This window comes from Acidiplasma cupricumulans (genome assembly GCF_001402935.1).
Lineage (GTDB): Archaea > Thermoplasmatota > Thermoplasmata > Thermoplasmatales > Thermoplasmataceae > Acidiplasma > Acidiplasma aeolicum.
Genome location: NZ_LKBH01000284.1, coordinates 1 through 14,152, shown reverse-complemented (window position 1 = coordinate 14,152; position 14,152 = coordinate 1). Strand labels below are relative to the sequence as shown.

The window sequence follows — 14,152 nt, the reverse complement described above, 5'->3', positions numbered from 1 at the left end:
TTAATACTATAATATATTTTTTAATTATGGATAAATATTCCCGGCTGATTATTTCACTTCTACTTGCAGTTCTTATGGGGGCAGTTGATTCCACAATTGTACTGCTTGCACTTCCAACAATAACCGATAATTTAAAAACAGAGTTATCAGCCTCAATATGGATTATTTTAATTTATTTACTTGTAATTGCAGTTGGAACAACACAGCTTGGAAGGCTTGGGGACATTATTGCAAGAAAAAATATTTTTATTTTGGGAATTTCTATATTTACAATAGGTTCTGCACTATGCGGAGCATCAGCAAATATTGATGAACTAATATCCTTTAGGCTAATACAGGGAATTGGAACTTCCATGGTGCAGTCAAACAGTGGGGCAATTATAGCGGATAACTTTCAGCCGAATAAACGTGGCAGGGTTTATGGATATACATCAGTGGGATATAATGCAGGTGCAATGCTTGGAATTGTTCTTGGTGGAATAATCACAACTTTTATTGGTTGGAGATATATATTTTATATAAATGTCCCGATAGGAATATTTGCCATATATTATGGAATTAAATACATTAACAGGAGTGAACCTGTAAGTAATAAGCTCGATCTTCCTGGAATGGCATCCCTTGGTTCTGCCTTAATACTTATATCATATGCCGCAGTGGATATATCAACATATGGAATAAGAACATTTAATATGGTTTTAATCGGTATTGGCATAGTTATGGTAATGTTCATGATATATATAGAAACAAGGGTTAAAAAACCTTTATTGCCATTAAAGGTATTTAGAATTAAGATTTTGTCATATTCATTGTTTGCATCATTTTTCCAGAGTTTGGGATTTCTGGCTGTTGTTTTTATAATTATAATGTACCTGCAGGGGATACGCGGGTTAACACCGTTTGACAGCGCATTATTATTGCTCCCCGGATATTTAATAGGCAGCGTTTTGGGACCATATTTCGGAAAGCTTGCAGATCGGATAGGCTCAAGAATACCGGCAACTGTAGGACTTCTAATGATGGCTGTGTCCATTCTAATTTATACAACATTAACTGTAAATTCCTCACTTTATATAATACTAATTGCATCTGCAATTACAGGCACTGGTTCATCAATGTTTTATCCTGCAAATAACAGTGCAGTAATGGCAAATTCGCCTAAGGAGCTTTACGGCATGTCATCTGGATTTTTACGAACCTTAGCCAATATAGGTATGCTTGGCAGCTTTGTGATATCAATATCCATAGCAAGCTTAAGTGTACCCAGAAGTGTTGCGTTTGAGGTGTTTGCAGGGGTTGGCAAGCTTGTTGGTGGTGTATCATTATCCTTCATGGTAGGAATACATTATTCATTATACGTTTCAATGGTGATAACCTTGATCGGTGCAATTCTATCATTTTCCCGTGGAAGAGAGGAAAGAAAAGCAATTGAAACCATGGCTAAAACATGAATTTATTTATTGTTAAATATCAGAATTATTGTAATATTTTTTGCATGCAGGTATTATATATGGATGACCACGTATTTTGAATATAATTATAATAAACACATTTTGATTAGCCTAATAAAAATATTAAATTTTTGAATTTTCCAGAAGCTTGAAATATATCTTCGCAATTTTCCATGCTTGGAATATACAGAAATTATAGAATATTATCAGCATTATTGTAATAATAATCATAATAGTTTGAAGGAATATTATAAATGGTTTTAAATAACATTAAGAATTGGTATAGCATAATAACGAATAATTATTATAAGAAATTTATAATAAATCTCTAGTTAAATGGAATTTTTTCATCAATCATACCCAATATGGGTCCAAATAATAAGAAAAATTAATGTATTATATATTAATAACATAATGTGAAAAATTACAGTGGGCATATAATTTTTGAGGAAGGTTTTCAATGGAAAGACCTTGAAAAATATTTTCCAGACATCTGGGATATAGTTGAAAGTGAATCTAAGGTCAATGCAGAGGAAAAGCAGTTCGATGATATTCTTCTGGAGCTTAACATGGAAGAGATCAGAAAAAATAAAAAGCCATTTGGTTACAGAAGGGAGAACTCAAAATTTAGGATGATTTTTCCGCAGAACAGAACCGAGCTAACAATTTACAGGAATACCCCCTCTGAAGAAATAGAGGAAATAACAGAAAAGGTTGCCCATGAAATTAGGAATAAGAAAATTAAATATACAATTAAATATGATCAGCTTATCTCAAGCAAATTAAAGTTAAAGCATTAGTTTTATCTTTAAAATTAAAAATATAAACAGCATGAAATACATTAAAAACCTGCCTATTTCTCCAAGGCTGCCTGCTATATCACCATTTATGCCATCATATAGATTTATTATCTGTCTTTTTAATAGATGCATAATTAAAAAAACTATAAAAAAAGCCAAAATATAATAAACATCAAATATTGAAATTATTAAAACAGGTAAAAAATTAATTATTATTATAATCTTATTATCAGAAATTATCGAGGTAAACGTTTTCCCGAGACCGCTTCCAAAAGCTTTGGTTTTATAAAGAGAAAAAACCATTATAAATCTTGAGGATACCTCAGCGTAAATTATTGCAAGAAAACCATAGTAACCATGAAAATATGACAATAATGCCACGCTCATTAAATATATTACAAATACAAGTCCAAAACCTCCTGATCCTGTGTACCTGTCCTTTATTACCTGCTGCCGTTTTTCTGCGTTTCCACGTGCCATTAGTGAATCACCAAAATCTGCAAGTGCATCAAGGTGATTAAATCCATATATTAACAAAATAAATGAAATGGAAAATGCTGCAGCTATTAAACTGCTATAGTTGCTTATAAGATAAAAAATTATGCCCGCTATAGCTCCTGTTATAATTCCGACTGCACTTATAAATAATACTGTATAATAATTTATTTCGTAACTGCCCTTAAAGGGGATTACAGTAAAAAACGATATTGCAGAGATAAATCCATTTAAGATTTTATTCATTTCCGTTTCCTTTAATTCTCTCAAATGTTCCAGACCTGTACTGCTGATTCAGTTTTAAATATTCAAGAGAATTTTTGTATGCCATTTCACCATATTTTGGGTCTATTTTTTTAACACTTCCTGGAATTCCAGTTATCAGGGAATTCTCCTCGGATTCGAAATTTTCAAGGACAACTGTTCCTGCAGCCACCACCGAGCCTTTTTTAATATGTGCATTATTTAAAATTATGGCCCCCATGCCTATAATTACATTGTCATCAACAACAGCACCATGAACCACAGCATTATGCCCTACGGAAACATTTTTACCAATTCTGACGCCGTATGTGTTATTCACATGAATTGTAGCGTTGTCCTGAACATTGGAATTATCACCTATAATTATTGAATTTTCATCGCCTCTAATAACCGCAGAATCCATAATGGTAACATTATCCCCAAGAGTGACATCACCAATAATTACTGCGGTATCCGCAATATAAAGATTTCTTCCCTTCTTAATCATAGAAAGTAATATAATGTTAATAAATAAGTTTTTATTTTAAATTTTATAGTAACTGATATAAAGAAAGATATTTAAATCTTTAATATATATTATATTGACATAAGATGGAAGCATATTCATTAAATGATTTAAAACCTCTTGCCAAGGAGGTAAGAAAGAAAATAATTGAAATGGTCTACACTGCCAAGAGTGGACATCCTGGAGGATCATTAAGCATTACAGATGTGCTTACAGTTTTATATTTTAAGGAGATGAACATAGACCCGAAAAACCCATCAGACCCAAACAGGGACATACTTGTAATGAGCAAGGGGCATGCATCTCCGGCGCTTTATGCCGTATTATCACTTCGTGGATACTTTTCTGAAGATCTTCTCTCTGGATTCAGAAATAAAAATTCAGATTTAGAGGGGCATGTCCATCGTGGCATACCCGGTGTGGAATCATCAACAGGCTCACTGGGTCAGGGGCTTGGTGTTGCAATTGGATTTGCACTGGCTGCAAAACTTGATCACAACCCAAAGAGGATCTATGCAATCCTAGGCGACGGCGAGATGGAGGAGGGAAATATATGGGAATCCATGCTCGCAGCATCCAAATACCATCTTGATAATCTAACTGCTATAGTTGATAGAAATATGATACAGCTGGATGGTTTCACTGAAAATATTATGCCGCTTGGTGATATATCTGAAAAGGCCAGGGCATTTGGATGGAATACAATAATAATTAACGGCCACGATTTCAATGAGATAATAAACGCCATAGAAACCGCAAAATCTGTAAAAAACAGGCCAACCATGATCGTGGCAAATACGGTTAAGGGAAAGGGCGTTAGCTATATGGAAAATAATCCTAAATACCATGGGGCACCACCCAAAAATGAAGAGGAATATATTAGGGCATTAAATGATATAGAGGCAATGTAATATGCAGAAAACAGAAATATTGGAAAGTTTAAGGGAAGCATACGGCGAGGAGCTCGCCTCACTGGGCGAGAAAAATCGTGATATAGTGGTTCTTGATGCAGACCTCTCAAGTTCAACAAAAACAGATATATTCGGAAAAAAATTTCCGGAAAGATTTTACAACATGGGCATAGCAGAACAGTCCATGGTAACAGCTGCTGCAGGTTTATCACTCGCGGGCAAAACAGTTTTTGCATCCACATTTGCTGTTTTTCTGAGCAATACCTATAATGTAATAAGGCAGTCTGTATGTTACAACGAGGTTCCTGTTAATTTTGTGGTCACACATGCCGGCATATCACTTGGTGAGGATGGCCCAACACACCAGATTCTTGAGGATGTTGGTATAATGTCAGGCCTTCCAAATATGAAGGTTATTGTCCCTGTTGATTCCATAGAAACCAGGAGGGTTATTGATTATCTTGCAGTCAAAAAGAAGAACCCCTACTATGTTAGATTAACAAGGGAAAAATTTCCAGTATTAAACGAAGAATCCTATGAATTCAAGGAGGGAAAATCAGTTACATTTAGGGATGGAAATGATATAACAATTATGGCCTATGGCATAATGGTATCATTTGCATTAAAGGCTGCCGAGGCTTTAAAATCAAAGAATATCGATGCCAGGGTTATAAATATGTCATCCATAAAACCAATAGACAGGGATGCAATAATTAAGGCGGCAAGGGATACAGGAAAAATAGTTACGGCGGAGGAGCACTCAATATATAACGGCCTTGGTTCAAGGGTCTCTGAAATTGTTTCAGAGGAATATCCGGTTCCGGTTAAAAGAATAGGCATGCCAGATATTTTTGGTAAGAGCGGAAAGGGTATGGAACTGTTTGATTACTTTCATATAGGAATAAGCGATATCGAAAAAATAACAGAAAATTTTTACAGGGAGGAATTTAAATGAAGATCTTTATAGATACTGCGGATATAAATGAGATTAGGGAGGCAAATGATTACGGTCTGATAGATGGTGTAACAACAAATCCCACACTGATATCAAAGGCCCAGAAGGATGGCAAAAAATTTATTGACATTGCATCTGAAATACTTAAAACAGTGAATGGGCCTGTCAGCCTTGAGGTTGTTGGCACAAAATCTGAGGATATGGTTGAACAGGCAGTTAAATTGCATAACCTAGGGTCCAATGCTGTCATAAAAATACCAATGACACTTGAGGGTTTAAAGGCAATGAAGATTCTCAGGCAAAAAAATATACCGGTAAATACAACCCTGATTTTTAATACAGTTCAGGCCCTTCTTGCAGCCAGGAACGGCGCAGCCTATGTCTCTCCATTTGTTGGGCGCCTTGATGATATTGCTGAGGACGGTATGTCAATTATAAACCAGATTAAAACAGTATTTTCCAATTATGGGTTTAAAACGGAAATTCTTGTTGCATCTGTTAGAAATCCAGTTCATGTACTCCGTGCAGCATTAATAGGCGCTGATGCAATAACAATACCGTTTGATGTAATTAAGAAACTGGCAATGCATCCAAAGACTGATGAGGGTCTATCCAGATTTCTTGATGACTGGAAGAAAGTAGCACCTGATGGGTCTCTACCGTTATAATCATTAATAAATTTTAATTTAATATTAAAGTTGCATTTTTATATTATAATTATCTGAAATGGTTTAGCAATAAAATAAATATATATCAAAGCACTTAAGGGAATTTAAGTGATTGCACGGATAATAAATGGTTTCTTGGTTACATATTTTCAAATATAGGCGCAGGTCTCACCATGCCGTTAATACCGCTTTTTATTGTTGTTTACCTGCACAGCAATGTGGTTTTTGTCGGGCTTGTAACATCAATATCATCCATGGCATCTGTACCGGCACTTATAATGTGGGGAGATCTGTCTGATAAATTTAAAAAAAGGAAAATTTTTATTTTAATTGGATTTTTTGGTTCATTCCTATCATTGTTAATTGTCTTTATGGTTAAAAGCATACCAGAATATGTTTTAATGCTTGTTATATTTCAGCTAATAGCAATGGCATCTGTGCCGGTTTCAACACTATTAATTCTGGAAAACTCAGAGAAATCATTGTGGTCAAAAATAATGGCAAGGTTTAACAGTTACAGCGCGGTGGGTACTGTAATAGGCCTTGGCATAGGCGTATTTGTATTATTTTATGATACAGGTTTTGGCACATCCATTATAAAGTATCTTTATGTTATTGCAGCCTTTGCATATCTAATTTCAGGTATTGTATCATTATTTTTCCTAAAGGAGGGAAAGACAAATTTAAAGAGGGAAAGGCTCTGGTATTTATATACGGTAAGGGTTATAGAAAGAATCAGATATTTTCCAACACATATACTGCACATACCTGAAAGGTCTGCTGGTTATAAGGTTCCAAGATTTTTGAAAAATTACCTAATAACCGCGCTTATTTTTATGATTGGTTTCCAGATGTTTTTTATACCCTACCCTGTATTCATGATCCGTGAATTCAATGCAACCAATGCAGATGTTTACATAATGTATCTCCTAAACAGCCTTATGTCAGCAAGCACATATATACCTGCAAGCAGGTATATTAATTATGTTGGATCAAATAAAATGCTTTCATATTCAGTATTAATACGTATTTTTATTTTTATTTTAATGGGAATTGTATCATTCTTTGTAATTAACAGTATATTATATCTGGCTCTGTTTATTCTGGTTTATGGAATTATGGGTGGCATCTGGAGTTTTATTGGTTTAAGTGAGGTAACCAGTATATCAAACATGTCGGATCCGGTTATTCGTGGAAGGGTTATAGGACTGTACAATTCATTTAATGGCATTGGACAGATTATCGGATCTGGAATTTCTGGCTTTATCGCATTTGATATAGGATATCCGGCGGATTTTTTCATTGCCGCCATCATTGTTACCTCAGGACTATTAATAATTAAAAAAACAAAACCCCCTGATACTGAAATAATATCAAGAAAGAAAACATTACAGGTTTAATTCTGTATTCTTTTTATAATTAAATGAAACAGATTTTTAAACCCATCGCGCCATGTTTTAAGCTTTGGCTTTGTTATTCTTTGGCCATATAATATTGGCACCTCTATTAATTTTCCATGCTTTACAGCCTCAATTTTGATATCCTCTGAAAATGCCATGTAATCACTTAAATTATTCATTTTATTATAAAATGACTTATAAAATATCCACATGCCACTCTGTGAATCGTTTAAATGAAATTTGAAAAGAACAGCAAGGGTAAAGTTAAGTACCAAATTACCTATGAAATGCAGTGACGTATAGCTATGCTGCGTTCTAAGCGTCATCCTATCACAGGAAATAAAATTAACCTTATCCAGGATTAAAATGTCTATTAATGGCTTTATAATGTCTGTTGGATATGTATTATCACCGTCAAGGCATACTATAATATCACCCGAGGCCGCCTTAATGCCTGTTTTATATGCCCGCCCATAGCCCTTTCTATGTTCCTCTATCACCCTCGCCCCTTTAGATGCAGCTATTTCCCTTGTTTTATCGGTTGAATTGGTATCCACAACTATTATTTCTATGCCATCAATACATTTCAGGCCATCAATAACATTGCCAATTGATTTTTCCTCGTTGATTGTGGGAATAACTGCAGATACCTTCATTAAATCTAAAGGTATTAGTATTATAATTATTTTTATGTATACATTATATTTATAAAAGTATCAATCAAATGGCTAAAGTTTTTTATTTAATAAATTTTTATATGTTTTCCACTCCTTCCTTACTATACCATCAATATCCATGTGATTTTCGATTGCATTTTTTAGAAAATTTATGGTTCTTGGATCTGAAGGATATCCAGATCCAAAGTTACCGTATATTTTATGGAGTTTTTCTATTTCTGAGTCCCTAATAACCTTGGCTATTATGGAAGCACCTGATACAACAGGGTATATTGAATCCGCCTTATGCCTGCATGTAATATTTTTCCCGGTTCTTCTTTTAAGCTCATCTTCAAGCCTTATCTCATTTACATCGAAGGCATCAACATAAATATTCTCACATTTAACAGAGTCAATTAAATAAATGGCATATTTTAATTCAAGGATATTCAACTGATTTTTTTTAACGTAATTATCTATTTCATATGGCTGTATAATCACATAATTATTTTCCATATTTTTTAAATCTTCGAATAATTTATTTCTTTGAAATGGTGAAAGCTGTTTTGAATCCCTGACACCAAGACTTTTAATCGATTCATCAGAACATAAAATTGCCATAACCATTGGGCCTATAACAGGACCACGGCCTGCCTCGTCTATACCACAATCCATTTATTATAATGTCAACATGCCTAAAAAAATTATTTATAACCATTTATTATGGGATTGCATGGAAAAATTTGAATTTTTTTTGGATAATAATGTATTCATAACCAATAATTTTGACATTAATTCTTTGCATGACTTTGTTGAAATGGCCAATGAAAATGATCTTGGGTTTAATTTAATGAGCCACAGCTTTCCATATCCTTATACAGAGGAGGATGCATTATTTTTTATAGACCAGGAAAGGGAAATGGGTGGTGAGATATTTTCGCTGGATCTTTATATATATTTTAATGGGCGGATAGCCGGTGTTATTGGCCTAAAGGATATTGATTATTTAAATAACAGGGCTCATATTGGGTACTGGATCGGCAAAAAATATAGAAACCGGGGAATTGCAACAGCTGCAGTCGGCCTTGTTTCAAATGTGGCCAAAACATATTTTGGCATGCACACCCTTTACACAAAAGTTTTGGTTAATAATATACCATCAATTAATGTTCTTCTTAAAAATCGCTTTGAAATTTCTGGAATTGAAAAGGATGCATTTTTCTTTAAAAACATCTATTATTCGGCATATATTTTTAATAAAATACTATATTGAAATATTTTAATAATTATTATTATATATTTGTTAATTTTAAAAATGTCTGACATGAAAACGTTTATTAACCATATAAATATAAGATTCACTATATGACAAAATATGTGTTGATCTCGGATAGTACACTTGCATATGAATACCGAAATTTCCCATTGTTAGATTTTTTGCCATGTGCACCCGGAAATAAAATACCGGGGAAAATTTACAGATTTTTAAAGGGTCCAGCACCAGAAGCGCTGCCCAATGGGGAGCTTAAATATGCCCCATATGCACTTAGAAAAATAGAGGCCGCCCTTCTAAGGGACAACCCAAGAAAGGACGTAGCAGTGGCCCATGAGGATTATCTTGCCAATTTTATTACCGATGATACGGAAATAATAGGAATTACAACAATGGATCCGCTTGGAATAGGGCCAACAACAATGTCATACACAGCTCTGTTTGGTGGTGGGCTGGATTCATGGGTAAGGAGGGAATGGGACGCCCTTCTTGAAAAGGTAAATAAGGTCAGACAGGGGAAGAAGGCAAAGCTTGTTGTTGGCGGTCCCGGTGTCTGGGAATTCACAATATTAAGGGATGAGATAGAAAAATACCATTTTGACTACATAGTTCAGGGAGAAATGGATGATACCGTATCAGAGCTTTTCAGACAGATATCCGAGGGCAATATAGATAAAAAAATGTTCTTCCAGGGCTATATGACCTACGATGATAAATTCAGAAAGGTTCTAAAGAATGATGATCTATTTATAGCACGTGGCTTTGCGGAAAGGGCATATCCGTCACTTGAGGACATACCTGATATAGTCAGGCCTTCAATGAAGGGAATGGTAGAAATAATGAGGGGCTGTGGTGTTGGTTGCGATTTCTGTGAGGTTACATTAAGGCCATTAAGGTATTATCCACTGGATAAAATAAAAAGAGAGATTGAGGTTAACGTTAAGGGTGGATTTACCAATGCCTGGCTTCATACCGATGAGATATTCGAATACAAGCATGAGAAAATGTTCACACCAAATGAGGATGCACTTCTTGATATGTTTAAAATGATAATGAATATAAAGGGCATTGAAACAACAAACCCAACGCATGGAAGAATATCGATACCTGCAGCATACCCTGATTTAATAAGAAAAATAAGCGAGGTTATAAGGGCAGGCCCTGACAACTGGATAGGCATACAGACCGGTGTTGAAACAGGCAGTGATGCACTTGCATTAAAGCATATGCCCAATAAGACCATGCCATTAAGGATTGGTCCAGATGGATCCTTCTCAGAAATAGTTTGGGAGGGTGTTTACAACGAAACAAAGTATTACTGGAGGTCAGCATTCACAATACAGGTTGGTCAGGAGCAGGAAACCGATGAGGATAACTGGGATTCAATAGCAATGATTAACAGGCTAAGCAATTCATATGTCGATGGCAGGCCATTTGAGTTTACAGTTACACCGCTGGTTAATGTACCCCTGGGAAGGATTAAATCCAGAGACTTAAGCACAATGTTGAACCCTGTACAGCTTGGTGTATACTACGCATCATACAGGCATCTTGCAAAAATGGCAATCAGGGATGGATTCAGGAACACGCATGGGAACCCAATAGCCAGGGTTGGAACAGGCACAATAATTTCAGCCGGTGGGGAACTGATGCTAAAGGTTGTTGAAAAGATTGCCAGAAAGAATGGCGTGGACATTGAAAAGGTAAAAAGGTACGGAATTGAAAACATCTCAGAGATCACGTCATTAAGCAATATGAGCAGGGCATAATAAATTTTTTATAAAATATATATAATACTTTTTAATTAATTTGTCATGGTTAATTATAATTTTTTAAAAAGACTTCTTGTTGTTGGAGAAAAAAGCCTTCTTTCAAGGTTATCAAGGTTCCCTGAAATAGGTATTGAAAGTACACAGAATTTAATTTTAATGCTGAAAAATGCACCAGTTGATATTGATAAGTACAATAATTTTATAAGGGACAAGGAAAAGGAAGGGGATGAAATGAATATTAACTTCAGGCATGAGGTTACAAGCGGGGCAATAAGCTCAAGCCTGATGGATAACATGCTTGCCTTAATAGAAAAATGTGATGACATCCTTGATAAGATGTACTACTCAAGCAGGGAAATAAACAGATTCAACAAAAACTATGAACTTAACAAGGATGAAAGAAATATTGTGGATTTTTCATATAACAAATTCATATCAATATTAAACAATAATGAGGAGGCACTGGGGTATGTCAAAAACATATTAAATGAGACGGACCTATCAAGGATGCGTGAGGATAGGAAAAACATTGAAAAGATAGAGGAGAATGTGGACGAAATAAAGGATTCAATAATCGATTACATATATAAAAATTCAAATAAAATTTCATATCTGGTCTTTGAACATTTAAATACCCTTGCACACAAACTGGATGATCTTTTGGATGACTGTGAGGATATATCAGATCTTGTATTTACCATAATGTTATCGGTGACATCTTGATTTTTTTAATAATTTCATTAATACTCACGTTTTTGCTAACCCTTCTTGTTTCAGGTAATAATCTCTCAGCGGCTGTTGGCACATTAATAGGGTCAAGAATCGTCTCAAGGTTTTATGGAACACTGATTGGTTCTTTGGGATTTTTTGCTGGTCTGGCGCTTGAGGGCAGATTTCTTAAAGGTGCGGCAATTTCATTGATTCCGCATTCATACTTTTATATTTCATATGCATTTCTGGTATCGTTCATAATATTTTTCCTTGCAACCATCGGTAGGGCACCGTTATCATTGACAATGGCACTTGCAGGAACAGCAATAGGCATAGATCTAAGAATTGATTACTCAGTAAATTACAATTTTGTAATTTTAATGATTATGTTCTGGATACTTGCACCGGTATTATCAATAATAGTTTCATATATTACCGAGAAATCTATTTTTGACAGGGATTATAAGAATGTTTGGCGCGTGGCGGCCACACTCAAGATTTTAATAATAATCTCCTCATTTTTAACAGCATTTACACTTGGTGCAAATACATTAGGCTTCATAGCAAACGTTGAGGGTTTCAATCTTATTACAGTAATTATAATGGCGGTGGCCATATTTTTGGGCAGCTTTTTTTTAAGCCGTGGTGTTATAAAAAGGGTTGGTGAGGAAATGTATCTTATGCGATATTCAAATGCCCTTGTTTCCCTTGTTGTATCCTCTGCACTGGTTGAAATAGCAACCATTTTTTCAATTCCATTATCAAACACACAGACGCTGACATCAAGCGTTTTTGGGGTTGGAATCTCATACAAATTTAAGGGTATTTACATGAAGCCATTCTTCATAATTATAATGACATGGGTTGTCTCACCGCTTCTTGGTCTCCTTCTTGGATATCTGGTATGATCCATCTAATTTTTAGTCCCCTCATGCCAGGGTAATAAGCATTCAGGATTATTGACAATGCTTATAATTGCACACAGGTTTATTTTATATTCAGCCACAGAAATTTTCATGGGCATAAATTCCATAAAACGTGCACAGGCACATTTATAAAAAATCATATGCTTAATATTAAGCGATTTATTTATTTGACCTCCTGTTGTTGTCCCGATCTATAACCTTTATTTTCTTTTCTCATTGATAATATTAAGAATAAAATCGCAAATAAACTCGAAATTAATACAAAATAGAATGACTTATCGCGGTATAATATAAACATTGCAGCAAATAATGTACTGCCAATAAAACCTGAAATTGCCTTACCTGTATAAAAAACCCCGTTATTGGCCGTTGAAAATCTTGATCCAAATATATCGCCAACAAGTGAAAAATACATTGATATCATTGAGCCCCCAAAGAAACCAATGAGTATTATGGATATTGCATATATTTTTAAAATCAAAAATATAGATCCGGCGGTTAAAAATATATCTATAATAAAAACCGACTTAATTCTGCCAATATAATCAGAAATATAACCAAGTATGGGCCTGCTTATGCCACTTAGCAGTGGAAATAGGGAAACCAGAAGTGTAAACTCATATAAAGGAAGATTTTTTCCAATATACCCAAAGGATGCGGATATTACTAAAAGGGGTACACCACCAAGTATAAATGATACATACAAAATCCAGAATTTTTTATTCCTCAAATTTTTGGATGTTTTCTCACCGCTTAATTCTTTAGATTCCGGATACTTTGCAATTGACATTAACAATGGAAGTATTACAATCTCAGCAATTCCTATAATTAGCATTGGGGTTCTGAAGGTTACTGCCTTTGCTATAAATATATTTGCTACTGCTGCTCCCATGCCAAAACCAAGAGAAACAAATCCCACAGCAAAACCGCGCTTCCCCTTAAACCATTTAACTGCAAGGTTTGTTGAGATGCCATATAAAATACCCTCACCTATGCTTCCAAGAGACCATAATAAATAAAATAAAAAGATATTATTTATAAGTGAGGTTCCAATAAATCCCACTGCAGAAAGTATTGCAGATATTATTCCAATATTTCTGGGGCCATTTTTATCGGCAAAGTATCCGCCAATGCCCTGAAACCCGGTGGAGAATATGGCAAAGAGTGTAAACGCCACCTGAATATAAACAATACTGACATTAAATCCAGTTTTAAGAAGTGGCTCAAAAACATTCCATGAATACTGGTATAATGAGTTAAACGACATGACTATAATTCCAATCGCTAAAAATCCCCTTCTCACTGTAATGTTATTTTATTATAAAATAAAAGTTTTTTTAAATTATCAGATCGGAAGAGCACACG

15 protein-coding genes are annotated in these 14,152 nt (G+C 34.7%); 10 read left to right on the top strand and 5 right to left on the bottom strand.

Features of this window, described 5'->3' with window-relative positions; translation table 11 throughout:
• The first annotated feature begins 26 nt into the window (after window positions 1-26).
• Together AOG55_RS07805 and AOG55_RS07800 are read left to right on the top strand one after the other, a co-directional pair.
• Entirely contained in the window at window positions 27-1,451 is a 1,425-nt protein-coding gene (locus AOG55_RS07805; RefSeq protein WP_055041137.1) for an MFS transporter, read from the top strand.
• Between the two features lie 416 nt (window positions 1,452-1,867).
• Entirely contained in the window at window positions 1,868-2,251 is a 384-nt protein-coding gene (locus tag AOG55_RS07800; protein WP_048100820.1) for a hypothetical protein, read from the top strand.
• On the opposite strand, the gene cobS is transcribed toward AOG55_RS07800, so the two are convergent.
• Window positions 2,240-2,992: an adenosylcobinamide-GDP ribazoletransferase gene (gene cobS, locus AOG55_RS07795; protein ID WP_048100821.1), complete on the bottom strand. Its 753-nt coding sequence runs from the start codon at window positions 2,990-2,992 to the stop codon at window positions 2,240-2,242. The two genes, AOG55_RS07800 and cobS, sit on opposite strands and share 12 nt — an antisense overlap.
• Window positions 2,985-3,497, bottom strand: a complete 513-nt coding sequence (locus AOG55_RS07790; RefSeq protein ID WP_048100822.1) for a gamma carbonic anhydrase family protein — start codon at window positions 3,495-3,497, stop codon at window positions 2,985-2,987. The genes cobS and AOG55_RS07790 overlap by 8 nt, the downstream gene beginning before the upstream one ends.
• Before the next feature lie 104 nt (window positions 3,498-3,601).
• On the opposite strand from AOG55_RS07790, the gene AOG55_RS07785 reads away from it, so the two are divergent.
• From AOG55_RS07785 to AOG55_RS07770, 4 genes are all read left to right on the top strand, one after another.
• Window positions 3,602-4,426, top strand: coding sequence for a transketolase (locus tag AOG55_RS07785; RefSeq protein WP_048100823.1), 825 nt, complete (start codon window positions 3,602-3,604; stop codon window positions 4,424-4,426).
• Window position 4,427: 1 nt separating this feature from the next.
• Complete coding sequence (locus AOG55_RS07780) at window positions 4,428-5,381, top strand: transketolase family protein (protein ID WP_048100824.1); 954 nt, start codon at window positions 4,428-4,430, stop codon at window positions 5,379-5,381.
• Entirely contained in the window at window positions 5,378-6,049 is a 672-nt protein-coding gene (gene fsa / locus AOG55_RS07775) for a fructose-6-phosphate aldolase (protein WP_048100825.1), read from the top strand. The genes AOG55_RS07780 and fsa overlap by 4 nt, the downstream gene beginning before the upstream one ends.
• Window positions 6,050-6,192: 143 nt before the next feature.
• The gene (locus AOG55_RS07770; protein WP_255350861.1) at window positions 6,193-7,449 is read left to right on the top strand and encodes an MFS transporter; all 1,257 of its coding nucleotides are present in this window, start codon (window positions 6,193-6,195) and stop codon (window positions 7,447-7,449) included.
• On the opposite strand, the gene AOG55_RS07765 is transcribed toward AOG55_RS07770, so the two are convergent.
• Together AOG55_RS07765 and rnhB are read right to left on the bottom strand one after the other, a co-directional pair.
• Window positions 7,446-8,105, bottom strand: coding sequence for a glycosyltransferase family 2 protein (locus tag AOG55_RS07765; protein WP_048100827.1), 660 nt, complete (start codon window positions 8,103-8,105; stop codon window positions 7,446-7,448). The two genes, AOG55_RS07770 and AOG55_RS07765, sit on opposite strands and share 4 nt — an antisense overlap.
• 72 nt (window positions 8,106-8,177) lie before the next feature.
• Entirely contained in the window at window positions 8,178-8,780 is a 603-nt protein-coding gene (gene rnhB, locus AOG55_RS07760; RefSeq protein ID WP_048100828.1) for a ribonuclease HII, read from the bottom strand.
• Window positions 8,781-8,838: 58 nt separating this feature from the next.
• Between rnhB and AOG55_RS07755 the strand changes: the two genes are divergently transcribed.
• The 4 genes from AOG55_RS07755 (at window position 8,839) to AOG55_RS07740 (ending at window position 12,769) form a co-directional block, all read left to right on the top strand.
• Window positions 8,839-9,378, top strand: a complete 540-nt coding sequence (locus AOG55_RS07755) for a GNAT family N-acetyltransferase (protein WP_052656648.1) — start codon at window positions 8,839-8,841, stop codon at window positions 9,376-9,378.
• Between the two features lie 104 nt (window positions 9,379-9,482).
• Window positions 9,483-11,147: a B12-binding domain-containing radical SAM protein gene (locus tag AOG55_RS07750; RefSeq protein WP_231563383.1), complete on the top strand. Its 1,665-nt coding sequence runs from the start codon at window positions 9,483-9,485 to the stop codon at window positions 11,145-11,147.
• Between the two features lie 45 nt (window positions 11,148-11,192).
• The gene (locus AOG55_RS07745; RefSeq protein WP_048100830.1) at window positions 11,193-11,873 is read left to right on the top strand and encodes a DUF47 family protein; all 681 of its coding nucleotides are present in this window, start codon (window positions 11,193-11,195) and stop codon (window positions 11,871-11,873) included.
• The gene (locus AOG55_RS07740; RefSeq protein ID WP_055041136.1) at window positions 11,870-12,769 is read left to right on the top strand and encodes an inorganic phosphate transporter; all 900 of its coding nucleotides are present in this window, start codon (window positions 11,870-11,872) and stop codon (window positions 12,767-12,769) included. The genes AOG55_RS07745 and AOG55_RS07740 overlap by 4 nt, the downstream gene beginning before the upstream one ends.
• A gap of 181 nt (window positions 12,770-12,950) precedes the next feature.
• Here AOG55_RS07740 and AOG55_RS07735 read toward each other — a convergent pair whose 3' ends face one another.
• Window positions 12,951-14,054, bottom strand: coding sequence for an OFA family MFS transporter (locus AOG55_RS07735; protein WP_055041135.1), 1,104 nt, complete (start codon window positions 14,052-14,054; stop codon window positions 12,951-12,953).
• Window positions 14,055-14,152 lie beyond the last annotated feature (98 nt).